The organism is Streptomyces sp. NPDC051315 (assembly GCF_044455165.1).
Taxonomy (GTDB): domain Bacteria; phylum Actinomycetota; class Actinomycetes; order Streptomycetales; family Streptomycetaceae; genus Streptomyces.
This window is the reverse complement of the sequence record NZ_JBITEN010000018.1, coordinates 84199-105905: the sequence shown is the minus strand read 5'-3', so window position 1 is coordinate 105905 and position 21707 is coordinate 84199. Positions and strand designations below refer to the sequence as shown.

Below are 21707 nucleotides of genomic sequence, written 5' to 3'. Positions count from 1 at the left end.
CCGCACCGGCGCAACCCGCCGCCCCCGCGCCTCAGGCCCCGGCCCCGGCCCCGGCGGCTCCGGCCGCCCCCCCCCCCCCCGGGGCCGCGCCCCCCCCCCCCCCCCCCCCCCCCCCCCCACCCCGATGCTGTTCGAGACCGGTCGGGCACAGCACAGGGCCCCGGAACCGGCGCAGGGATCCCGGGGCCCAGTCAGGGGGGCGGATCGAGAAGGTCTGTCCGCCACCGACCTCATACGCGACGCAGTACGGCCACCACCTTGCCGAGAATCGTCGCGTCGTCGCCGGGGATCGGTTCGTAGGCCGCGTTGTGCGGGAGCAGCCACACATGGCCGTCCTCGCGCTTGAAACGCTTGACGGTGGCCTCGCCGTCGAGCATCGCGGCCACGATGTCGCCGTTCTCGGCGACCGGCTGGCGGCGGACGGTGACCCAGTCACCGTCGCAGATCGCGGCCTCGATCATCGAGTCACCCACGACCTTCAGCACGAACAGCTCACCGTCGCCGACCAGCTGCCGGGGGAGGGGGAAGACGTCCTCGACCGACTCCTCGGCGAGGATGGGGCCACCGGCGGCGATACGGCCGACCAGGGGGACGTACGACGCGGCGGGCTTGCCGGCGGTGTCCGTGGGCTGCACGGCGGCGGCCTGGTCGGAGCCACGCACCTCGTAGGCGCGCGGGCGGTGCGGGTCGCGACGCAGGAAACCCTTACGCTCCAGTGCCATCAGCTGGTGGGCCACCGACGAGGTGCTGGACAGGCCGACCGCTTGGCCGATCTCCCGCATGGACGGCGGGTAGCCGCGCCGCTGCACGGAGTCCCTGATGACCTCGATCACCCGCCGCTGCCGGTCGGTGAGGCCCGAGCTGTCCGCCCTGATGCCTGGAGGTCGGCCCGGCAGGGAGCGCTTGTGCCCCTCGGGATTGATGGCTTCGTTCATCGCATGCACCGGCTCGAGTCGGCCCTGGGAGCGGTCCTGGGCGGTGATGGTGGCACTGTCTGCGGTGGTGGTCACGTCGGCCCCTCTCGGTTGTCTCCCTGCTGGACAACGGTAGTTGGTTTCGAAAGGTTGCGCCAAACACACGTTCGAGTGAAAAAGCGTGAATCGCCTGACTTGATCATGTCTCTGGGTGTATGGCTGACGCGCTGACCGGCGGGCAAAAAGGCTCATTGTTGTACTCTTCACCGCCGAGGCCGACGACCTTGTGAGGTGTCGCCCCAGTCTGCCATCCGCCCTCCGGTCGACCGGGAACCGGGCCCCGCTCTGTGCGAGAGTCCCACCGCACCTCCTCGTGGCGCTCACGGTATCCCTGTGCGTGCCGCCGCGATACGGCCGTACGCGCGCGCGTGGACCCGTTTTTCGGGTGCTCGCCGTGACGGTGGAAGAGCACGGTGTGATGGCTGTGGCCGCGACACGCGATATGGCCTGGGTGTATGAGCCAGGCCCCATATCTAGTGGTTGGATGGCACGAGCAGCCCACAAGTTGTGGTCCCCCCGGTCTTCGCGTCCTCGGGGATCGCCTATGCTGGGGGCTGCTTCGAGGGGCCCGTGAGGTCCAGCGAGGTCATTGAGTCTGCTGTGAGGAGGGTTGGGAGTTCATGCACTGCCCCTTCTGCAGGCACCCCGACAGCCGCGTCGTCGACAGCCGTACGACCGATGACGGCACGTCGATCCGCAGGCGCCGCCAGTGTCCTGACTGCTCCCGTCGTTTCACGACCGTGGAGACGTGCTCGCTCATGGTGGTCAAGCGGTCCGGAGTCACCGAACCCTTCAGCCGCACGAAGATCATCAATGGTGTGCGCAAGGCATGTCAGGGGCGGCCTGTCACCGAGGACGCCCTCGCCCAGCTCGGCCAGCGGGTCGAGGAGGCGGTGCGGGCCACTGGAAGCGCCGAGCTGACCACCCACGACGTGGGGCTGGCCATCCTCGGCCCGCTGCAGGAGCTCGACCTCGTCGCCTATCTGCGATTCGCCTCCGTCTACCGGGCATTCGACTCGCTCGAGGACTTCGAGGCCGCCATCGCGGAACTCAGGGAGCAGACGGGACACCCCGCCGGGGACGACGACGACCGCGAGGACGCCGAAGGAGCTGTCGCGGGGGGCCAGGAAAGCGACGGCGGGCGCGGAGGGACCGTGCAGGTCCCCGAGCCCGCCCACGCCGCCGACTGACCGGAGGGCCGGGACCGGGCGGAGGTTCCGGATCCGGCCGGGCGGCGGCGGACGAAGACTTGTTGCGGGCGTGAGTCAGTGGGTTGCCCGCAGCACCAGACACAACACCGTGCCACGGGAACATCGTGGCATTTCAGGGCGTTTTTGCCTGTACAGGGAGGCGGCATGACAGAGACGGCGAGCGGTCCGGCACGAGGTTCCCGAGCGAAGGGGACCAAGGCCACCAAGGGGCTGCGTATCGAGCGCATCCACACCACTCCGGGCGTGCACCCGTACGACGAGGTGGCCTGGGAGCGCCGTGACGTCGTCATGACCAACTGGCGCGACGGCTCGGTCAATTTCGAGCAGCGTGGCGTCGAGTTCCCCGACTTCTGGTCGGTGAACGCGGTCAACATCGTCACCAGCAAGTACTTCCGGGGCGCCGTCGGCACCCCGCAGCGCGAGGTCAGCCTCAAGCAGCTGATCGACCGCATCGTGAAGACGTATCGGAAAGCCGGCGAGGACTACAAGTACTTCGCCTCGCCCGCCGATGCCGAGATCTTCGAGCACGAGCTCGCGTACGCCCTCCTGCACCAGATCTTCAGCTTCAACAGCCCCGTCTGGTTCAACGTCGGCACCCCGCAGCCCCAGCAGGTCTCCGCCTGCTTCATCCTCGCCGTCGACGACTCCATGGAGTCGATCCTCGACTGGTACAAGGAAGAGGGCATGATCTTCAAGGGCGGCTCCGGCGCCGGCCTGAACCTCTCCCGCATCCGCTCCTCCAAGGAGCTGCTCTCCTCCGGTGGCAACGCCTCCGGCCCGGTCTCCTTCATGCGCGGCGCCGACGCCTCCGCCGGCACCATCAAGTCCGGTGGTGCCACCCGACGCGCCGCCAAGATGGTCGTCCTCGACGTGGACCACCCGGACATCGAGGACTTCATCGAGACCAAGGTCAAGGAGGAGGAGAAGATCCGCGTCCTGCGCGACGCGGGCTTCGACATGGACCTGGGCGGCGACGACATCGCGTCCGTCCAGTACCAGAACGCGAACAACTCGGTCCGTGTGAACGACGAGTTCATGAAGGCCGTCGAGCAGGGCGGTCAGTTCGGCCTGCGGGCGCGGATGACCGGTGACGTGATCGAGGAGGTCGACGCCAAGTCGCTCTTCCGCAAGATCGCCGAAGCCGCCTGGGCCTGCGCCGACCCCGGCATCCAGTACGACGACACCATCAACAACTGGCACACCTGCCCCGAGTCCGGCCGGATCACCGCGTCGAACCCGTGCAGCGAGTACATGCACCTGGACAACACGTCCTGCAACCTGGCCTCGCTGAACCTGATGAAGTTCCTGAAGGACGACGGCCAGGGCAACCAGTCCTTCGAGGCCGAGCGCTTCCAGAAGGTCGTCGAGCTCGTCATCACCGCGATGGACATCTCCATCTGCTTCGCGGACTTCCCGACCGAGAAGATCGGTGAGAACACGCGCGCGTTCCGCCAGCTCGGCATCGGCTACGCCAACCTCGGCGCCCTGCTGATGGCCACGGGCCACGCGTACGACTCCGACGGCGGCCGCGCCCTGGCCGGCGCCATCACCTCCCTGATGACGGGTACGGCCTACCGCCGCTCCGCCGAACTGGCCGCGGTCGTCGGCCCGTACGACGGTTACGCCCGCAACGCCGACGCCCACAACCGCGTCATGAAGCAGCACGCCGACGCCAACGGCACGGCCGTCCGCATGGACGACCTGGACACCCCGGTCTGGGCCGCTGCCACCGAGGCCTGGCAGGACGTGCTGCGTCTCGGCGAGAAGAACGGTTTCCGTAACTCCCAGGCGTCCGTGCTCGCTCCCACCGGCACCATCGGCCTGGCGATGTCCTGCGACACCACCGGAGTCGAGCCCGACCTCGCCCTGGTCAAGTTCAAGAAGCTGGTCGGCGGCGGCTCGATGCAGATCGTCAACGGCACCGTCCCGCAGGCCCTGCGCCGCCTGGGCTACCAGGAGGAGCAGATCGAGGCGATCGTCGCCCACATCGCCGAGCACGGCAATGTGATCGACGCTCCCGGCCTCAAGCCCGAGCACTACGAGGTGTTCGACTGCGCCATGGGCGAGCGCGCCATCTCCCCGATGGGCCACGTCCGCATGATGGCCGCGATCCAGCCGTGGATCTCGGGCGCCATCTCCAAGACGGTCAACATGCCGGAGACGGCGACCGTCGAAGAGGTCGAGGAGATCTACTTCGAGGCCTGGAAGCTGGGCGTCAAGGCCCTCGCGATCTACCGCGACAACTGCAAGGTCGGCCAGCCGCTCTCCGCCAAGAAGAAGGACGTGGAGGAGAAGAAGGCCGAGGAGCCCGCCGCCGTCGAGACCAAGGTCGAGAAGGTCGTCGAGTACCGCCCGGTCCGCAAGCGCCTCCCGAAGGGACGTCCCGGCATCACCACGTCCTTCACCGTCGGCGGTGCCGAGGGCTACATGACCGCCAACTCCTACCCGGACGACGGTCTCGGCGAGGTCTTCCTGAAGATGTCCAAGCAGGGCTCGACCCTCGCGGGCATGATGGACGCCTTCTCCATCGCGGTCTCCGTCGGCCTGCAGTACGGCGTGCCGCTGGAGACGTACGTCTCCAAGTTCACCAACATGCGCTTCGAGCCGGCCGGTATGACGGACGACCCGGACGTGCGGATGGCCCAGTCGATCGTCGACTACATCTTCCGCCGCCTGGCGCTGGACTTCCTGCCCTTCGAGACGCGCTCGGCGCTCGGCATCCACTCCGCCGAGGAGCGTCAGCGTCACCTGGAGACCGGTTCCTACGAGCCGGCCGAGGAAGACGTGGACGTCGAGGGCCTGGCCCAGTCGGCACCGCGTCAGACGGACCTGAAGGCCGTCGCCACCCCGAAGGCCGAGATCGAGGCGACCCAGCCCGCCCCGAAGCAGGCCCACACCAGCGCCGAGCTGGTGGAGATGCAGCTGGGCATCCAGGCCGACGCCCCGCTCTGCTTCTCCTGCGGTACGAAGATGCAGCGGGCCGGTTCCTGCTACATCTGCGAGGGCTGCGGCTCGACCAGCGGCTGCAGCTGATCCCAGCGGTGCCGGCCAGGGGTGAATGACCTGGCACAGGGCGGTGGAGCCGGCATACGGCTCCACCGCCCTGGTCCGTGTTCTGCGCCCGGCGCGGGTTCATGCCCGGCGCCGGGGGCGGGAATGACCGACCCCGGCGCCGGGGAGGGCGTCACGACCGGCGCAGTTCGCCCATGATCCTGGTGAACGACGCCGGGTCGTCCTCGAAGCCCTGGACACCGGAGCGGAACGACCACCCGTCGGACGAGACGCGCACGAACTCCGCGACCGTCGCCGCCGTCGCGCCCAGCACCCCGCCGAAGTCGTCCACGGCCAGGTCGGTGTAGCCCTCGCGGATGCGGACGGCGGGGTTGAGCACGCTGACGAAGGTCCGGCGCTCGGAGTGCTGCTGGATGACCACACCGACCACCACGCGCGCGTACCGGGCGTCCAGGCGATGGAGTTCCACGGTCAGGACCTCGTCCCAGCCGAAGCCCTTGCCGTCCTTGCTGTCCCGGTTGAGATGGATGGTGCCGTCGGGGGAGCGGCTGTCGAAGTGCACCACATAGGCGGGGGCGCCGTGCGGGTCGTCCGTCAGGTAGGTCGCGGCCACTATGTCCAGATCGGTGGGTGGTTGCCCCGAAGGACTGGGGTCCCACTTCAGCGCTATCTCGACCTTGTGGATCCCCTTGTTGAGGCCGTTCACCGGACTCCCCTCCCCGTTCGCCGTCTGCCGTCGCCCCGAACTGCCCGCTCGTCAGGGCCGGTTGTCCATCCTGCCACGCGAGCGTGCACGCCCGCACGACTGCTTCGCGGCGGAGAGTGACCGACGCCACGCCCGGTGGCCTTACCATGGCGCGGTGCTGGTCAAGTGGATTCGCTGCACCGTGGTGGACCGCCGCGGTTTCGAGCGGGGGCAGCGAAAGTGGGCGGGGCTTCTGGGGGAGCCGGGATTTCGGGGACAGGGCGGGGGCTGGAGCAGGGGGCGGCCCTCCGTCGCGCATGTCTTCGCCTTCTGGGAGAGCCGTGCCTTCTACGACTCCTTCATGGCGCGCTCCCACGACCGGCTCGCGGCGGCGCAGGCGGGCACCTTCAAGGACGCGCAGGTCCGCCTGTTCGACTACCGCTTCGACGTGAAGACGGGGTTCGAGCCACGGTTCACCGACTCGGACCTGCTGCGGGTGGCCCTGTGCCGGGTCCACGAGGAACGGGCCGAGCACTTCACGCTGATGCAGGAGAAGGTGTGGAACCCCGCCATGGCCGGTTCGCCCGGCATGATCCGCGGCTTGTTCGCGGAGGCGCCGGGGCACGAGTTCCTGGTGCTGTCGATGTGGCGTTCGGAGGCCGAGCACGGCAAGTACCGCACCGAGCGCGTGGAGCGGCTCGCGCTGCGCGCCCAGACCGAGGCGGACATCTCCTCCCTCACGGGAGACATCGTCGAGCTCGAACCGACCTGGATAGTGTGAGAAAAAAACTCACTATTTGTGTGCACTTGTGTGCCTCGTGGTGCAGGATCCGTGTGACCTACGCTGTATGGAGGCTGTCTGAGTGCTCGATCAGCCGCTACCCGATCTAGGGTTTTGACATGGCACGACCACGGCGCATCGTCCTTGTCCGACACGGGGAGTCAACGGGCAATGTTGATGACACCGTCTACGAGCGTGAACCGGACCACGCACTGGGTCTGACCGAGCGGGGCCGCCGGCAGGCGGAGGAGACGGGTAGGACACTGCGGGAGCTCTTCGGCCGCGAGCGGGTCAGTGTGTACGTATCGCCCTACCGGCGCACCCATGAGACCCTGCGCGCCTTCCACCTCGACCCCGACCTCATACGGGTGCGCGAGGAGCCCCGGCTGCGCGAGCAGGACTGGGGCAACTGGCAGGACTGCGACGACGTCCGCCTGCAGAAGGCCTACCGGGACGCCTACGGCCACTTCTTCTACCGTTTCGCCCAGGGGGAGAGCGGAGCCGACGTGTACGACCGGGTCGGCGGCTTCCTGGAGAGCCTGTTCCGCAGCTTCGAGGCCCCCGACCACCCGCCCAACGTGCTTCTCGTGACCCACGGCCTCGCCATGCGCCTGTTCTGCATGCGCTGGTTCCACTGGACGGTCGCCGAATTCGAGTCGCTGTCGAATCCGGGGAACGCCGAGATGCGGATGCTCGTTCTGGGAGACGACGGCAAATACACTCTTGACCGGCCGTTCGACCAGTGGCGAGATCCGGAGCCGTACGGGATCACCGGATAGAGTGGCAGAGCGATGACCGCTGACTCCTCTCCCGACGGGCGCCTGGAGCGCGCCCTCGCCAGCCTGCGCGGACTCGCGGTGGGGGACGCGCTGGGCTCGCAGTTCTTCGTGCCGGTCCACTACCCGCTGCTGAAGCGCCGCGAGCTGCCACCCGGCCCCTGGCAGTGGACGGACGACACGGAGATGGCCTGCTCCGTGGTCGCTGTCCTGGCCACCCACCACCGCATCGACCAGGACGCCCTGGCCCGTTCCTTCGCGGAGCACCATGACTTCGACCGCGGCTACGGTCCAGCGGTCAACCGGCTGCTGAGGCTGGTCAGGGAGGGCGGCGACTGGCGTGAACTGTCCGCCGCGCTGTTCAACGGACAGGGTTCCTGGGGCAACGGCGCCGCGATGCGGATCGCTCCTCTGGGTGCCTGGTACGCCGACGACCCCGAGCAGGCGACCCACCAGGCGGAGATCTCCGCCTATCCCACGCATCAGCACCGGGAGGCCGTGGTCGGGGCCATGGCGGTCGCGGCGGCCGCCGCACTGGCCGGATCGCCCGGCGGCCCGCCGAGCCCCGAGACGCTCCTGGACGGCGTCATCGCGCTCGTCCCGAAGAGCGCCGTGGGCGCGGGCCTGCGACGCGCCCGGGACATGCTCGACTATGGCGATGCTGCCACCGTCGCGGCCGTGCTGGGCTGTGGACGGCGTACGACGGCGCATGACACCGTCCCCTTCGCGCTTTGGTCCGCCGCTCGCTCTCTCGGCGACTACGAGAAGGCGTTCTGGACGACCGCCCAGGTCGGCGGGGATGTCGACACGACCTGCGCCATCGTGGGCGGAGTACTGGCGTCGGGGAAGACGGGCACGCCCCCTAGTGCTTGGGTGGAGCAGGTGGAGGCGTTCCCCACGTGGGTGCCGGCGTCCGCGTGACGTCGCCGCGCCCAGCCGGGTGCGCCCGAGGGGCCGGCCGGAGGTGTGCGTAGCCGCTTCAAAGCGGGCGTCACCGCACCGATGGAAACTCTCCGTGTCTGGCGGGAACTCTGTGTGAGCGGTCGCGCGTTGTCCGGACATCCGCTGTGCGAGGTGTGAGCTGCGCAGGGGTGACCGAAGAGGTGCGGGCGGGTGCGGGAGAGGTATGGGGGGTGGGCCGTGCGGTGCGTGCTGTTCGAGACCGTGCCGTGGTGGGCGATGGTGGCGCGGATCCTGCGGGGTGCGGCCAGGGCGGGGCGGGCCACCGTCACGCCGCTGTGGGGTCCGGGACGGCCGGGCGGCCGCGGACGGGCACGCCGGATGCCCGTCGGCGACAGCTCACGGCCGGCCCGTGACGCCGTGTTGTCAGCCGGCCATGGGTCCCGCCGTTCCCGACAGGGCCTCCAGGTCGCTCTTGCGGACCCGGATGACCAGCCAGGCCGTCACCAGGGCGAGTGCGGCCATCGCGGCGGCCGGGACGAAGGCCGTCGAGATGCCCTGCGCGAGTACCTCGTGCCCCCACGGAGCGGGGAGTTGGTGCGTCTTGGCGAATTCGGCCTGCTGCTCCGTCGATCCGTGTGCGAGGAAGTCCGGCAGCTGCTTCTCCGCCTCGTCCTTGCTGGCCGAGCCGAAAACGGTCGTCAGAATGGCGAGCCCGAGGGAACCGCCCACCTGCTGGGTGGCGTTGAGCAGGCCCGACGCGGCACCCGCCTCGTGCTGGGCGACACCCGAGACCGCCGTGACCGTGGCCGTCACGAAATTGAGGCCCATGCCGAACCCGAACACCAGCATCGGCCCGAGCACCCCGCCCACATAGGAGCTGTCGGGCCGGATGAAGGTCTGCCAGACGAGACCGACCACCACGAGGGTGGAGCCACCGAGCATGAACGGTTTGGGGCCCAGGGCCGGCAGGAACCGCTGCGACAGGCCCGCGCCGACCACGATCGCGACGGTGACGGGGAGGAAGGCGAGCCCGGCCTTGATCGGGCTGTAGCCCAGCACGTTCTGCACGAACAGCACGATGTAGAAGAACATGCCGAACATGGCAGCGGCGAGGCTCAGCATGATCACGTACGTACCGGAGCGGTTGCGGTCGGCGAACATCCTCAGTGGAGTGATCGGCTCCTTCGCCCGCATCTCCGTGAACACGAAGGCGACCAGCAGGACCAGCGCGGTACAGAAGGCCCCGAGGGTCAGCCCGTCTCCCCAGCCTTCCTCCGCCGCGCGGATGAAGGCGTAGACCAGGGAGGCCATACCGACCGTCGAGGTCAGCGCACCCGCGATGTCGAAGCGGCCGGGGTGGCGTTCGGACTCGCTGATGTACAGCGGAGTGAGGACGGCGATGAGGACGCCGATCGGCACGTTGACGAACAGCACCCAGCGCCAGTCGAGCCACTCGGTGAGCATGCCGCCCGCGAGCAGACCGATCGCGCCGCCACCCGCCGACACCGCGGCGAAGACACCGAAGGCCCGGTTGCGTTCCGGGCCCTCGGGGAATGTGGTGGTGATGAGCGCCAGCGAGGTGGGCGACGCGATGGCGCCACCGACGCCCTGCAGGGCGCGGGCGGCCAGCAACTGCCAGGGTTCCTGGGCTATACCGCCCAGGAACGAAGCGAACGTGAAGAGCAGGATGCCGGTCAGGAAGGCCCGGCGCCGGCCGAGGATGTCACCGGCCCGTGCGCCGAGCAGCAGCAGACCGCCGAAGGTGAGCGTGTAGGCGCTCACCACCCAGGTGAGGTCGGTGGTGCTGAACCTGAGCGCTTCTTGAATGTGCGGGAGCGCGATGTTCACAATCGTCGCGTCGAGCACCACCATGAGCTGGCACGCCGCGATGACGGTGAGCGCGATGCCGGGATGCCCCTCCCGGCGGGCCGCACCTGGTTTCTGGTCCTGAATCAACTGAGAGGTCGTCACTATGGGTCCCCCACACATGCGTTAGTGAACGATGTCGTTCACTGTCGCGCCAACGGTAGTGAGTCCCCAGTAGTGAACGCAAGCGTTCACTTGAGGTGCCGCCCATCGGTGGGTGTCTCGTCGCTGCCGCACGGCGTCTCGCCGCTCCCCGCACTCCCCGCCTCTACTGCTTGCTGGAGACACTCGGATGGTTACTTCGCGCTGGACGGCCGCCCCCGCTCGGGCCGCCTCCTCCCGCCGGCGCGGCGCCGTACTCGAACGCGCGATCCTCGATGCCGCCCTGGAGCAACTGGGCACCGTCGGCTGGAACGGCCTCACGATGGAAGGAATCGCGGCCGGAGCTCAGACCGGCAAGGCCGCCGTCTATCGCCGCTGGGCGTCCAAGGAGGATCTCGTCGCGGACGCCCTGCGCGCCGGACTGCCTCGGCTGGATGCCGCACCGGACTTGGGGAGCGTGCGCGAGGACCTGGTGGTGCTGTGCCGCAAGGCACGCGACGCGATGTTCTCCCGACCTGGCTTCGCCGTGCGTTCGATCATTCACGAATGCGACCCATCGCAGGCAGAGCGCTTCCATGCGCTGATCTTCGAAGGGGTGGTCGAGCCGACCGTCAAGCTCCTGCATGAGGTCATCAGCCGCGGAATTGAGCGCGGCGAGGTTCATCCCGGCGCGGCGAACGGGTACGTCCTGGATGCCATCCCGGCCATGATGATGTACCGATCAAAGATGTGCACCAGTGAATGGAGGGATCGGGATCTCGAGGAGATGGTCGACCAGCTCATGCTGCCGCTGCTGCGGCCGGATGCCGGTTGAGCGGTGTTGGGACGCGGTCGTCGCCGACCGGGGAGCGGTAACGGGAAACCGGGGTGTCGCGAGGGGATCCCGGCGGCGTACCCTAAGGGCGCCATGCCGTACGAACCACCTACTCACACCGTCGAGCGCTCCCTTCGCGCCACGACCGGAGCGAAGATCATTGCCGGTGTCGACGAGGTGGGCCGCGGTGCGTGGGCCGGTCCCGTCACCGTCTGCGCGGCGGTCACCGGACTGCGCCGGCCTCCCGTAGGCCTCACCGACTCCAAACTCCTCTCCGTGAAGCGTCGCAATCAGCTCGCCGCGGAACTGGAGAAGTGGGTGACGTCGTACGCCCTGGGCCACGCCTCCCCGGAGGAGATCGACGACCTGGGGATGACGGCCGCGCTCCGGCTCGCCGCCATACGCGCACTGGACGCCCTTCCGATCCGCCCTGATGCGGTGATCCTCGACGGGAAGCACGACTACCTCGGCGCTCCCTGGAGGGTCCGCACGGTGATCAAGGGTGACCGGTCGTGCGTGGCGGTCGCGGCGGCCTCGGTGATCGCCAAGGTTCAGCGCGACAAAATGATGGCCGAACTGGGTATCGACCATGCAGACTTCGGTTTTGCGGACAACGCCGGGTATCCGTCGCCCGTGCACAAGGCCGCACTGCAGGAGCGGGGCCCCACCCCGTATCACCGGTTGTCATGGGCGTATCTTGATGCGCTGCCCCAGTGGCGGCACCTCAAGAAGGCCCGTAGCTGGGCGGACGGAAGCGTTCCGGAGATCGAGGGTCAGCTCGGCTTCGATTTCTGACGATTCCGCTCGCACGCATGTGCCACCCGCTGGCGCGAGCCGCACCAAGGTTTGATAAATAACAGCCCATGCCTCTCATTCCCGAGGAGCCTCAGATTCACGAGAGTGCCCAGGGTCCCCGCGCCACTCCGGCCAGCGGCCGCACCGCGCCGACCCCTCGACCCGTACCCGGTCCCCGTCCCGCGGCTCCGTCGCGTCCCGGTCGGCCAGGCCCCGTCCGGCCCGCGCCCCCGGTGCAACGCTCGCCGCGCGACGTCGCCGCCAAGCCCGGGCCCTCGGCCCCGGCCGCCCCTGCCGCTTCCGCACCCGCCTCGGCGACTCCCCAGGTCCAGCTGATCCCGGCCTCGGCCGACGGCGCGCTGGATGCCGCCGAGGAGGCCGTGGACCTGCTCCTGGACTCGGGCCGCGCCCCGGGCGACGTGCTGGTGATCACCACCGGTGAACAGCATCCGTGGGCCGCCCACGAGCTGTCCTTCGGCGAGGCGTCCTACTGGGCGCAGCACGACGCGGGAGACGACGTCTTCTACGCAGACGCCGCCGTCGCGGACCGAGCAGGCGCGCGCCCCGTGGTCGTGGTCGCCGTGAACGGCGGTCCCGCCACCGCTGCGGCCACTGCTCTGCCCCTGGCCCACAAGCGGGCCGACGCCCTGTTGATCGTCTGTGGTGACCCGCAGCAGATCAACGCGGTGTTGGGCGCGGGCGTCTGAGCCGGTCCCGGTTACCCGGGAGAAGACCGGGTTCGAGGAGGCGTCGCTGCTGCGGCACCTGCACAGTGGGTCTTGGCGTGCGCGGACGACGGACGTCTCGGCGCGCGCACCTCGGCACGCCCCGAGGCGGGCGCGACGGCGCCCGGCGGGGCGCCGCGGGAGTGCCCCAGTGCGCGGCCGTCGTACCCGCCTCGGGGCATGCCGGCGCGTGCGGCGATGCCTGCCGCTCTGCCGCTTTTGGCACTCCCTCGGGGCTTCTCTCGCCCTTCCGAGGGCCGCCATGCCCGCCGGATCGTGTGCTCGGCTTGTCCCGCCGTCCCGCCGTCCCGCTCAGCGGGCGGCCGCGCGGCGCAGAACCTCCGAGGCGGCGCCACCTGTCCTCGGTATCGGGGGCGGCGCCTCGGACAGGGCGAAGGGCTCCGGTGCCGAATCCGCGTTGGGCCGGCGGCCTCCACGCCCCTCCCCGAGGACCTGCCAGCCGTCCCGGGTCAGCGTGATGTATGCCCCACAGCGCAGACCGTGCAGGGTGCAGGCGTCACGAAGACCCCACATCCAGGCGCCGTCCTCTTCCGTCCAACGCGCGTCGCCCTCACGGCAGTAGAGCAGCACGGCGGTGCGTACCGGCGTGCGGCGCCGCAGGTCGTGGGGGATGACCCGGCGCAGTTGGGCGAGCAGTGCGTTGCGGAACATCCAGCCGTCGGCCGAGGCCTGGCGCCGGGTGAACGAAGCGCTGGCCAGCAACCGCTCGTCAGGGTCGAGCACGGCCACCACCGCCGTGGAGGGTCTGGGCCGATGGCGTGCGTGCAGCCCGCTGACGACCTCTCGCGGGTTGCGCAGCAGCGGAATGCCGGCCGCGGCCCACTCGGCAGGCTCGAGCAAGCGGTTGGCGGAAGCGGCGGACGTGGACGTCGACAACGATGCCGCCGAGGACGGAGCAAATCCGAAGGTCACGAGCCTCCCTTCGGCTACGGCCCACACAGCGGGCGGGTCGGGTTCGGGGGGAGTGCACACCGCAGCAAGGCCCTACCGGACCACGGACAAGCCATGCGGGGAGCGGAACTCAATTCTTCCTGTCGAACTTGGTTGCGGCAACGAGCAATTGGGGCCACCGACCTTTATGTGGTGGTGCGTGTCTTATATCCCTACCCAATGATGATGCGGTGACGCGCGTGTCCGCCGGACATGCCTCGTTCACTTTCTGTCGTAGCGGTGTTCCCCGACATGGCGGCCGAACACATGGTGAGCCGTCGCGCCGGCCCTCTGCGGGGGCGCTGCGTGAGGGGTCAGCCCTGCACTGCCAGGACCAGGGGCAGCACCGCCTGCGCGCCCGCACGTCGGAGCATCCGGGCAGCGACCGCGAGTGTCCATCCGGTCTCGGTGTAGTCGTCCACGAGGAGCACGGGGCCCTGGGCCTCGGACAGTGCGGTAGCGAGTGCGGGCGGCACCTCCAGCATCCCGTCGAGCGCCTTGAGGCGTTGGGCGCTGTTGCTCCGGGAAACGGGAGAGGCCTCACCGGTGTACTCCACCGTGCCCAGCAACGGCAGCCGGCCGACGTCCGCGATGCGCGCTCCCAGGGAGTGGATCAGCCGCGGCCGTGCACGCGAGGCGATGGTGACCACGCCGACCGGGCGGGGCTGTGCGTCTGCCGCTCCCGAGGCCCAGCCACCGGGGCCCTTGGCCCAGTCGGCCAGCACACCCACCACGGCTTTTGCCACGTCGTCCGGGACGGGCCCGTCGACAGCCTGGGCAGCCAGCATCGGGCGGAGCCGATTGCCCCAGCCGATGTCCGACAGACGCCCCAATGCCCGCCCGGTCGCCGCCTGTTCACCGGCGGGAATGCGTCCTTTCAGTTCCATGCCGATCGCGGGGAGACCCGTCGGCCACATCCGGCGCGGCTCCACCTCGACGCCCGCACGGCCCAGGTCGACGCGGGCGGCGTCCAACGCCGTCGCGGACGTCTCGGCCGTGTGGCGCGCTCCCGCGCAGTTGTCGCAGCGTCCGCAGGGCTTGGCTCCCTCGTCGTCGAGTTGGCGCTGCAGGAACTCCATCCGGCAGCCGGTCGTCGACGCGTACTGCCGCATCGCCTCCTGCTCGGCCCTGCGTTGCCGTGCCACCCAGTCGTACCGCTCCGCCTCGTACGTCCAGGGCTGCCCGGTCGCGATCCAGCCGCCCTTGACCCGCTTGACCGCCCCGTCGACGTCCAGCACCTTCAGCATGGTCTCCAGGCGGGAGCGGCGCAGTTCCACCAGGGGTTCCAGCGCGGGCAGCGACACGGGGCCGTTCGCGCGCGCGAGGACGTCGAGCGTGCGGCGCACCAGCTCCTCCGACGGGAAGGCGAGCGACGCGAAGTACTCCCAGATCGCCTCGTCCTCCTTCCCCGGCAGCAGCAGCACCTCCGCGTGCTCGACGCCGCGTCCGGCACGGCCCACCTGCTGGTAGTAGGCGATGGGGGAGGAGGGCGAGCCGAGGTGCACGACGAAGCCCAGGTCGGGCTTGTCGAACCCCATCCCGAGGGCGGACGTGGCGACCAGGGCCTTCACCTTGTTGGCGAGCAGGTCGTCCTCGGCCTGCTGACGGTCGGCGTTCTCCGTCCTGCCCGTGTACGAGGCGACGGTGTGCCCGCGCTGCCGGAGGAAGGCGGTGACCTCTTCGGCGGCGGCCACGGTGAGCGTGTAGATGATCCCGGACCCCGGCAGCTGGTCGAGATGGTCGGCGAGCCAGGCCATCCGGTGCGCCGCGTCCGGCAGTCGCAGCACGCCCAGCGTGAGGCTCTCGCGGTCGAGCGGGCCGCGCAGCACCAGGGCGTCCGAGGTGCCACCAGTGCCGAGCTGTTCCGCGACGTCGGCGGTCACACGCGCGTTGGCGGTCGCGGTCGTCGCGAGCACGGGCACCCCTGGCGGGAGGTCGGTGAGCATGGTCCGCAGCCGCCGGTAGTCCGGGCGGAAGTCGTGACCCCAGTCGGAGATGCAGTGGGCCTCGTCGACCACGAGCAGTCCGGTGGTGGCGGCCAGTTCGGGCAGGACCTGGTCGCGGAAGTCCGGGTTGTTGAGCCGTTCCGGGCTGACCAGCAGGACGTCGACCTCGCCTGCGGCGATCTCGGCCTGGACGGTCTGCCACTCCTCGGTGTTCGAGGAGTTGATGGTCCGGGCGTGGATACCGGCCCTGGCCGCGGCTTCGACCTGGTTGCGCATGAGGGCGAGCAGCGGGGAGACGATCACGGTGGGACCCGAGCCGCGTGCCCGGAGCAGTGAGGTCGCCACGAAGTACACGGCGGACTTTCCCCAGCCCGTGCGCTGGACGACCAGTGCCCGGCGCCGCTCGGCGACAAGCGCCTCGATCGCCCGCCACTGGTCCTCGCGCAGTCGGGCCGAGCCGGTGGCGTCGCCGACGAGACGGGCGAGGACGGCATCGGCGTCGGTCCTGAGATCCGCGTTGCTCGTGTGCTCCATGCGTCCCATACAACAGGACGGCACTGACAATCCGGTCATCGACGACCGACGCTCGATCGATTTGACGTGTCCCTGGTCGGACTTATCCACAGGCTCAAGCGGAATCCGGCGATCCGCGAGATCGTCGCCACATGACGAATCACAGCGAAACGACGGGACCCTTCGAAAACGGCGACATGACCGGCGATGACGGATGTGACGGGTCTGCGTCGTACGACGACCGGGCCGCGCACGAGGGCAGTGCCCCGTACGACGGACGCTTACCGTACGACGGAGGCCCCGTGCACCAGGTCACCCTGCGCACCCCGGCCGAACTGGCCGACGCCCTGCCCTACCTGCTCGGGTACCGGCCCGAGGACAGCATCGTCCTGGTCGCCCTGCACGACCGGGATGGGCGGGGCCGGTTCGGAGGCCGGGCCCGACTCGGCATTCCCACCAATCCGGACGACTGGGACGCCGTGGCCCGACAGCTGGCACAGGGGCTCGTGACGGGCAGCGAACGCCGGGGTGCCCGTCCCGCGCAGATGGTCGCCTACCTCTGCCAGGAACCGGCGAAGGGTGAGACGGGCCGGCGGGTCATGGAACGGCTGCAGCCGTTGGCCCAGCAGCTCCGGGTCGAGTGCGGCCGGCTCGACATCCCCGTGATCGAGGCACTGTGCATCTCCGACGGCCGCTTCTGGTCGTACTGCTGTGCGGGCCGGGGCTGTTGCCCGGTCGAGGGCGTGCCGATGGGCCTGCCCGGCACCTCCGTGCTGGCCGCGGCGGCCACCTACGCCGGAATCCAGGTCCGAGGCACTCTGAGGGAGTTGCGGGCCCGGCTGCTTCCCCTGGAGACCGGCGCCGCGCTGGAACAGGAGATCGCGCTCGACACCGCCAGCATGGCGCTGGTCCCCCGGATCCTCGATGACGCAGGCCGAGCGGCCGTGGCGGAGGAGACGGTCGCCCTGGCCGGGCGGGTCATGCGGCGCTTCGCCGAGGCAGCGCCGGTGACCGGAACCCTCATGGCGGACCACCGCGACGACGAGCTGCTCGCACCCGACGAAGCCGCGGCTCTCATCCTCGGCCTCCAGGACCGGACGACGCGTGATCGCGCGGCCGAGTGGATGGAGGGAGACGAGGCCGCTCCCGCCCTGCGCCTCTGGCGCGCGCTGGCACGCCGCTGCGTCGGCCCCTACGCAGAGCACGCGGCGGCACCTCTCACGCTCGCCGGGTGGGTCGCCTGGTCCACCGGCGACGAGCTGGAAGCCCGTGAGGCCCTCGCCATGGCCTTGGGCGCCGACCCCGGTTACCTGTTCGCGCGCCTCCTGCACCAGGCGTGCAACGAGGGCCTCGACCCGGAGTCGGTCCGGGGCTGCCTGCGCGCCGGGCGCGACGGCCGCGGGCGGAGGGCCGAGGCCGAGTGGCCGCCCGGGGACGAGAGCGAGGCGGGCGCGGAAGCGCCATGGGGGGCGGACGTGCCCTACGGCGCGCAGGACGCCGTAGGGCTCGACGGAACCGACGGGATCCGTGGGCGCGACGAGGGCGGCGAACCTGGCGCTTCCGGCCGTCCCGCCGCAGCGCACGACGTCGCGGCGGCGGCCCTGCCCGGCGCGACCGCACCGGAGGCCGGGCCGGCGCCCGCGCCCACGGCGGGCCGCCGGCGTCGCCGCACCCGTTCCGAGGGTGCCACCGGCGGTGTCCGGCGAGCGGAGGCAGCCGACGGCGACGAGCGGCGACCTGACGCTGTGCGTCCCCGTACGTCGGTCCGTGGCACGCGGCCCGTCCCGCCCGGCCGAGGCGAGTCCCGCCCCCGCACCCGCGCCGTGGGCCGGGCCCCCGCACGGCGCCCCGGCAACTGTGCGGGAGGTGGGCGGGACGACAGCGGTGAGACCAGGAAGAAGGAGAAGGGGTGAGGCCAGGGACAAGGGGGAGCGCCTGCCGGTACGGCGCTGAGCATGGAAGGGCGATCCGGGCGCTGCCGACCACCGCGTGCGCTACCCGACCGTGCCCGCACCCGACTGGCACCGCGACCGTCACACCACCGGGCGACGTCCCCGTGCCGACGGATGTCGTCGACGGCTGCACGGCGGTCCTTCCTCAATACGGCAGGTGACCGGACGCCAGGTGACCGGATGGGGCCGACAGCGCCGGGCCGCCGCCTGCGGCGGTTCCAGCCGCGCGGCCATTCGTGGGGCCCTCGGGCCCCGGCCGTGACCTGGGGGAGCCCCGCTCCGTTCACCTGAGTGGCGGAATGCCTGTACGGAGTGTGCCGCCGCAGCGCACCCGCCCTGCCGGAGCCTTGCGCCGGCGTCGACCCTGCCCGAGGCGCACAGAGAGCCGAGAAGTCACCGCATGCATCAGCCGACTCCGCCCTCCGCCGCCGAAGGACGCTCCGCCCTCGACAGGCTCGTGCCCCTCCCCGGGGTTGCCGGTGCCGACCGGCCGCCGACGGAGCCCGGGCCCGGACGTCATGGGACCGGATCCCCGGGACCCGACGACACCCGGCGCGCCACGCCCCCCGCCGGACCGGAGGGAGCCGCCCGCTCACCTGCGGATCAAAGGGCCCGTGGTGGCTATGCCTTCCCACCGCCCGGCACAGCGGGTCGTCCCGCTCCCGGCCCGCCCCGTGGCGCCGCACCGCCGGCCACGCCGGCACCGCGCCGCTCCCCCGACCTGCCTGCCGTCCACACGGCGATGATCTGCGTTGCCCTGCCGGGCCTCGCCATCTCCACGGAGCAGGGGCAGCTGACCGGGCGCGGACTCGAGGGGTTCTACCGGGCGGGGCGGCGGATCCTGTCCCGGTGCCAGATGCGGGTGGCCGGGCGTGAGCCGCTCGTGGTCCAGTCCCGGATGACCTCCGCCGACCGGGCTCGTTTCGTCGGCACGCTCCGGGCCACACCGCACGGTGGCCCGGACCCGGACGTCGTGGTCGAACGGACCCGATCCGCGGACGGTACAGAGCGGATCACGCTGCACAGCGCCGCCGCACGGCCGCTGCGCCTGCCGGTGGAGGTGGCCCTCGGCACGGACCTCGCCGACCTCGGGGCGATCGCGGCCGGCGCCGTCGGCCCCGAGCTGCCCGCCAGCGTGCACGATTCCGGGTTGCGATGGTCCGGCGCCGCAGGGACCTCGTACGTCACCGCCGACCCTGCGCCCGCGGACGCCCTGGCTTGCGCCGGACTCCTGCGCTGGGACTTCGACATGATGCCCGGCAGCAGCGTGACCGTGGAGCTGAGAGTCCGCCTGGACGGCGCGGGTCCGCTCCGGGCCGTGGGCCGTGCCGCGACGAACCCCCTGGCTCCCGCACGGGCCACGGGAGACGACCACCGTGTTCCCATGCTGCTGAGCACGAGCATCGAGGACCTGCTAGCCCTGCTGGTGCGCGACCCCGCCCACCCGATGGACACGCACCTCGCAGCGGGAGCACCGTGGCGCTGCGGTCTGGCGCCGGCCGAGGCGCTCGCCGCGGCCCGTATGACGCTGCCCCTCGGCACCCGTCTCGCCGCGGGCACGCTGCGCACCCTCGCCCGCACCCAGGTGACGGGCCAGGGACCGCACGCCGGTCTGATCCCCGGTCCGCGGCGGGACGCGGGCGCACACCTCCCGCCGGGGTGCACCGCCACGGAGGCGACGCTGCTGTTTCCGGTGGTCCTGGCGGAAGCCCGCCGATGGGGACTGCCCGACCAGGAGACGGAGGAACTGCTGCCGGCGGCCGAGCGGTGCCTGACCTGGCTGCGAGCCGCTGTCGGACAGGGCGCCTACCTGCCTGACCCCCAACCCGGTGGGCCCGTGCGCTGCGAGACCCAGGCCCATGCCCACCGTGCGGCGCTGCTCGGCGCCGACCTGCTCGACGCCTGTGGCAGGCCGGGGGGAAGCGAGCTGCGGGACCGGGCTCGGACACTGAGGGCCGCGTTCCGTCAGGACTTCTGGATCGACGACCTGGGCGGTGGCCGGCCCGCCGCCGCCCGTACTCCGGACGGGCGACCGGTGCCACACCTGGGCGCGACCGCCGTCCACCTGCTCGACACAGGACTGCTGGGCGGTGGCGAGTTCGCCTCAGGGCTGCTGGACAGCGTGCAGACCGAACAGCTCGCCCGGCTCCTCGGCAGCCCGGTCATGGACTCGGGCTGGGGGCTGCGCGGGCTGGGCGCCAAAGAGGCGGGCCACAATCCCTTCGGTCACCGCAGCGGCGCCGTACGGGTCCACGAGACGGCGATCGCCGTCGCGGGCCTCACCGCCGCGGGCTACGAGAAGGAGGCCGGCGCGCTGCTGCGGGGCCTACTGGCGGCGGCCGAGGCCTTCGGCCATCGCCTTCCCGAGATGTACGCGGGAGAGCAACGCACCGAGGGGAGCGCTCCGCTGCCCCACCCGGCCGCCTGCCGCCCCGCCGCCACCACGGCGGCCGCCGGGGTCCTGCTGGTGACCACCCTGACGGGCATACGCCCCGACGTTCCGGCGGGAACCGTCACCCTGCGCCCCATGCCCAGCGCACCCCTCGGCGAGATCGGCGTGACCGGACTGCGGGTCGCCGGCGCCCCGTTCTCCGTACGGGTCAGCCGGCTCGGTCTCGCCATGGTGGAGGAAGCGGCTGACGGACTGCAATTGGGAGTGTGACCTCGTATGACGCGGAACCGGGCGACAGCCGGGGCCGAGTGGTGACAACCGCGCCGCACCCGAGTGGATCAGCCGCCGAAGCGACCGATGGAGGGAGTGTTTATCGTCAGGAAGACGACTATGATCGCCGCATGCCCTACGACCCGTCAGCCTTTCCACCCTTCGCCGTCACCGTGGACCTGGTCGTGCTCACCGTGCGCCGCCATGCCCTGTGTGCGTTGGCAGTGCGCCGGGGCGAGCCGCCGTTCCAGGGCCGGTGGGCCCTCCCGGGCGGCTTCGTACGGGCCGACGAGGACCTCTCCCAGGCGGCGGCGCGCGAACTGGCCGAGGAGACCGGGCTGACCGCCCACGACCCGTCCACCCCGGCCCAGGACAACGGCGCCCACCTGGAACAGCTCGCCACCTACGGTGACCCCGAGCGTGACCCCCGGATGCGTGTCGTCAGCGTTGCCCACCTGGCACTCGCCCCCGACCTGCCCGCTCCGCGAGCCGGCGGCGACGCCAGCAACGCCCGCTGGGCGCCGGTCGAGGAACTGCTGCAGCAGGGCGGCTACGGCCGTGACGGCGAACCGGTCGCACCGCTCGCCTTCGACCACGCCCAGATCCTCGCGGACGGGGTGGAACGCGCCCGCTCCAAGATCGAGTACTCGTCGCTGGCGACCGCGTTCTGCTCCACCGAGTTCACCGTCGGCGAGCTGCGGCGCGTCTACGAGGCGGTGTGGGGCGTGGCGCTGGACCCGCGAAACTTCCACCGCAAGGTGACGGGCACCCCCGGCTTCCTGGTCCCCACAGGAGGCACCACCACGCGGCAGGGCGGCCGCCCTGCCCAGCTCTTCCGGGCGGGCGGCGCCACCCTGCTCAACCCGCCGATGTTGCGTCCCGAGGTGTGACCTCGGGGTGTGACGGGGACGGGGCGTACCGACCGACTGACCGACTGCCCGCCCGTCAGCCGCCGCGGGCCGCGAAGCGGCTGACGGCCCTTGGCGGCCACACACTTGGCGCGTTGCGCGAGCCGGGCTGACACGCGGTCGTGGCTTCC

The 21707-nt window shown here is 70.9% G+C and carries 16 protein-coding genes; 11 read left to right on the top strand and 5 right to left on the bottom strand.

The annotated features are described in order from the left end of the window. Positions 1 to 230: 230 nt before the first annotated feature. Positions 231 to 1010: a transcriptional repressor LexA gene (gene lexA, locus ACIBBD_RS29875; protein WP_399422672.1), complete on the bottom strand. Its 780-nt coding sequence runs from the start codon at positions 1008 to 1010 to the stop codon at positions 231 to 233. A gap of 584 nt (positions 1011 to 1594) precedes the next feature. On the opposite strand from lexA, the gene nrdR reads away from it, so the two are divergent. Continuing rightward, the gene (gene nrdR / locus ACIBBD_RS29870) at positions 1595 to 2164 is read left to right on the top strand and encodes a transcriptional regulator NrdR (RefSeq protein ID WP_399422671.1); all 570 of its coding nucleotides are present in this window, start codon (positions 1595 to 1597) and stop codon (positions 2162 to 2164) included. A 165-nt stretch (positions 2165 to 2329) separates the two neighbouring features. Next, positions 2330 to 5218: a vitamin B12-dependent ribonucleotide reductase gene (locus tag ACIBBD_RS29865; RefSeq protein ID WP_399422670.1), complete on the top strand. Its 2889-nt coding sequence runs from the start codon at positions 2330 to 2332 to the stop codon at positions 5216 to 5218. A gap of 151 nt (positions 5219 to 5369) precedes the next feature. On the opposite strand, the gene ACIBBD_RS29860 is transcribed toward ACIBBD_RS29865, so the two are convergent. After that, a complete protein-coding gene (locus tag ACIBBD_RS29860; protein ID WP_399422669.1) occupies positions 5370 to 5903 on the bottom strand; it encodes a TerD family protein in 534 nt (177 codons plus the stop codon). A gap of 154 nt (positions 5904 to 6057) precedes the next feature. Between ACIBBD_RS29860 and ACIBBD_RS29855 the strand changes: the two genes are divergently transcribed. From ACIBBD_RS29855 to ACIBBD_RS29845, 3 genes are all read left to right on the top strand, one after another. Then, the gene (locus ACIBBD_RS29855) at positions 6058 to 6663 is read left to right on the top strand and encodes a YdbC family protein (protein WP_399422668.1); all 606 of its coding nucleotides are present in this window, start codon (positions 6058 to 6060) and stop codon (positions 6661 to 6663) included. Between the two features lie 119 nt (positions 6664 to 6782). After that, positions 6783 to 7442 (top strand): histidine phosphatase family protein, encoded by a 660-nt coding sequence (locus ACIBBD_RS29850; RefSeq protein WP_399422667.1) that lies wholly within the window; start codon positions 6783 to 6785, stop codon positions 7440 to 7442. A 12-nt stretch (positions 7443 to 7454) separates the two neighbouring features. Then, positions 7455 to 8360, top strand: coding sequence for an ADP-ribosylglycohydrolase family protein (locus ACIBBD_RS29845; RefSeq protein WP_399422666.1), 906 nt, complete (start codon positions 7455 to 7457; stop codon positions 8358 to 8360). A gap of 405 nt (positions 8361 to 8765) precedes the next feature. On the opposite strand, the gene ACIBBD_RS29840 is transcribed toward ACIBBD_RS29845, so the two are convergent. Continuing rightward, positions 8766 to 10313 (bottom strand): MFS transporter, encoded by a 1548-nt coding sequence (locus ACIBBD_RS29840; RefSeq protein ID WP_399422665.1) that lies wholly within the window; start codon positions 10311 to 10313, stop codon positions 8766 to 8768. 187 nt (positions 10314 to 10500) lie between these two features. On the opposite strand from ACIBBD_RS29840, the gene ACIBBD_RS29835 reads away from it, so the two are divergent. From ACIBBD_RS29835 to ACIBBD_RS29825, 3 genes are all read left to right on the top strand, one after another. Next, positions 10501 to 11124 carry a TetR/AcrR family transcriptional regulator gene (locus ACIBBD_RS29835; protein ID WP_399422664.1) on the top strand — a complete coding sequence of 208 codons (624 nt, stop codon included), beginning with the start codon at positions 10501 to 10503 and terminating at the stop codon, positions 11122 to 11124. 93 nt (positions 11125 to 11217) lie between these two features. Next, positions 11218 to 11919 carry a ribonuclease HII gene (locus tag ACIBBD_RS29830; protein ID WP_399422663.1) on the top strand — a complete coding sequence of 234 codons (702 nt, stop codon included), beginning with the start codon at positions 11218 to 11220 and terminating at the stop codon, positions 11917 to 11919. A gap of 68 nt (positions 11920 to 11987) precedes the next feature. Next, positions 11988 to 12626, top strand: coding sequence for a hypothetical protein (locus ACIBBD_RS29825; protein WP_399422662.1), 639 nt, complete (start codon positions 11988 to 11990; stop codon positions 12624 to 12626). Positions 12627 to 12956: 330 nt separating this feature from the next. Here the strand turns inward: ACIBBD_RS29825 and ACIBBD_RS29820 are convergent, their stop codons facing one another. After that, on the bottom strand, positions 12957 to 13577 hold the full coding sequence (locus tag ACIBBD_RS29820; RefSeq protein ID WP_399422661.1) for a hypothetical protein: 621 nt from the start codon (positions 13575 to 13577) through the stop codon (positions 12957 to 12959). 332 nt (positions 13578 to 13909) lie between these two features. Then, the gene (locus tag ACIBBD_RS29815) at positions 13910 to 16075 is read right to left on the bottom strand and encodes a RecQ family ATP-dependent DNA helicase (RefSeq protein ID WP_399422660.1); all 2166 of its coding nucleotides are present in this window, start codon (positions 16073 to 16075) and stop codon (positions 13910 to 13912) included. Positions 16076 to 16206: 131 nt separating this feature from the next. Between ACIBBD_RS29815 and ACIBBD_RS29810 the strand changes: the two genes are divergently transcribed. The 3 genes from ACIBBD_RS29810 to ACIBBD_RS29800 all read left to right on the top strand — a co-directional run bounded on the left by ACIBBD_RS29810 (position 16207) and on the right by ACIBBD_RS29800 (position 21558). Beyond that, positions 16207 to 17967 carry a DUF4192 domain-containing protein gene (locus tag ACIBBD_RS29810; protein WP_399422659.1) on the top strand — a complete coding sequence of 587 codons (1761 nt, stop codon included), beginning with the start codon at positions 16207 to 16209 and terminating at the stop codon, positions 17965 to 17967. A 781-nt stretch (positions 17968 to 18748) separates the two neighbouring features. After that, complete coding sequence (locus tag ACIBBD_RS29805; protein ID WP_399422658.1) at positions 18749 to 20668, top strand: glycogen debranching N-terminal domain-containing protein; 1920 nt, start codon at positions 18749 to 18751, stop codon at positions 20666 to 20668. A gap of 131 nt (positions 20669 to 20799) precedes the next feature. Further along, the gene (locus ACIBBD_RS29800; RefSeq protein WP_399422657.1) at positions 20800 to 21558 is read left to right on the top strand and encodes an NUDIX domain-containing protein; all 759 of its coding nucleotides are present in this window, start codon (positions 20800 to 20802) and stop codon (positions 21556 to 21558) included. Positions 21559 to 21707 lie beyond the last annotated feature (149 nt).

Bases quoted from the DNA above. Each gene is read 5' to 3' on its own strand.
- nrdR (WP_399422671.1), top strand. From the start codon at position 1,595: ATGCACTGCCCCTTCTGCAGGCACCCCGACAGCCGCGTCGTCGACAGC.
- ACIBBD_RS29865 (WP_399422670.1), top strand. From the start codon at position 2,330: ATGACAGAGACGGCGAGCGGTCCGGCACGAGGTTCCCGAGCGAAGGGG.
- ACIBBD_RS29850 (WP_399422667.1), top strand. From the start codon at position 6,783: ATGGCACGACCACGGCGCATCGTCCTTGTCCGACACGGGGAGTCAACG.
- ACIBBD_RS29845 (WP_399422666.1), top strand. From the start codon at position 7,455: ATGACCGCTGACTCCTCTCCCGACGGGCGCCTGGAGCGCGCCCTCGCC.
- ACIBBD_RS29835 (WP_399422664.1), top strand. From the start codon at position 10,501: ATGGTTACTTCGCGCTGGACGGCCGCCCCCGCTCGGGCCGCCTCCTCC.
- ACIBBD_RS29830 (WP_399422663.1), top strand. From the start codon at position 11,218: ATGCCGTACGAACCACCTACTCACACCGTCGAGCGCTCCCTTCGCGCC.
- ACIBBD_RS29825 (WP_399422662.1), top strand. From the start codon at position 11,988: ATGCCTCTCATTCCCGAGGAGCCTCAGATTCACGAGAGTGCCCAGGGT.
- ACIBBD_RS29815 (WP_399422660.1), bottom strand. From the start codon at position 16,075: ATGGAGCACACGAGCAACGCGGATCTCAGGACCGACGCCGATGCCGTC.
- ACIBBD_RS29810 (WP_399422659.1), top strand. From the start codon at position 16,207: ATGACGAATCACAGCGAAACGACGGGACCCTTCGAAAACGGCGACATG.
- ACIBBD_RS29805 (WP_399422658.1), top strand. From the start codon at position 18,749: ATGATCTGCGTTGCCCTGCCGGGCCTCGCCATCTCCACGGAGCAGGGG.
- ACIBBD_RS29800 (WP_399422657.1), top strand. From the start codon at position 20,800: ATGCCCTACGACCCGTCAGCCTTTCCACCCTTCGCCGTCACCGTGGAC.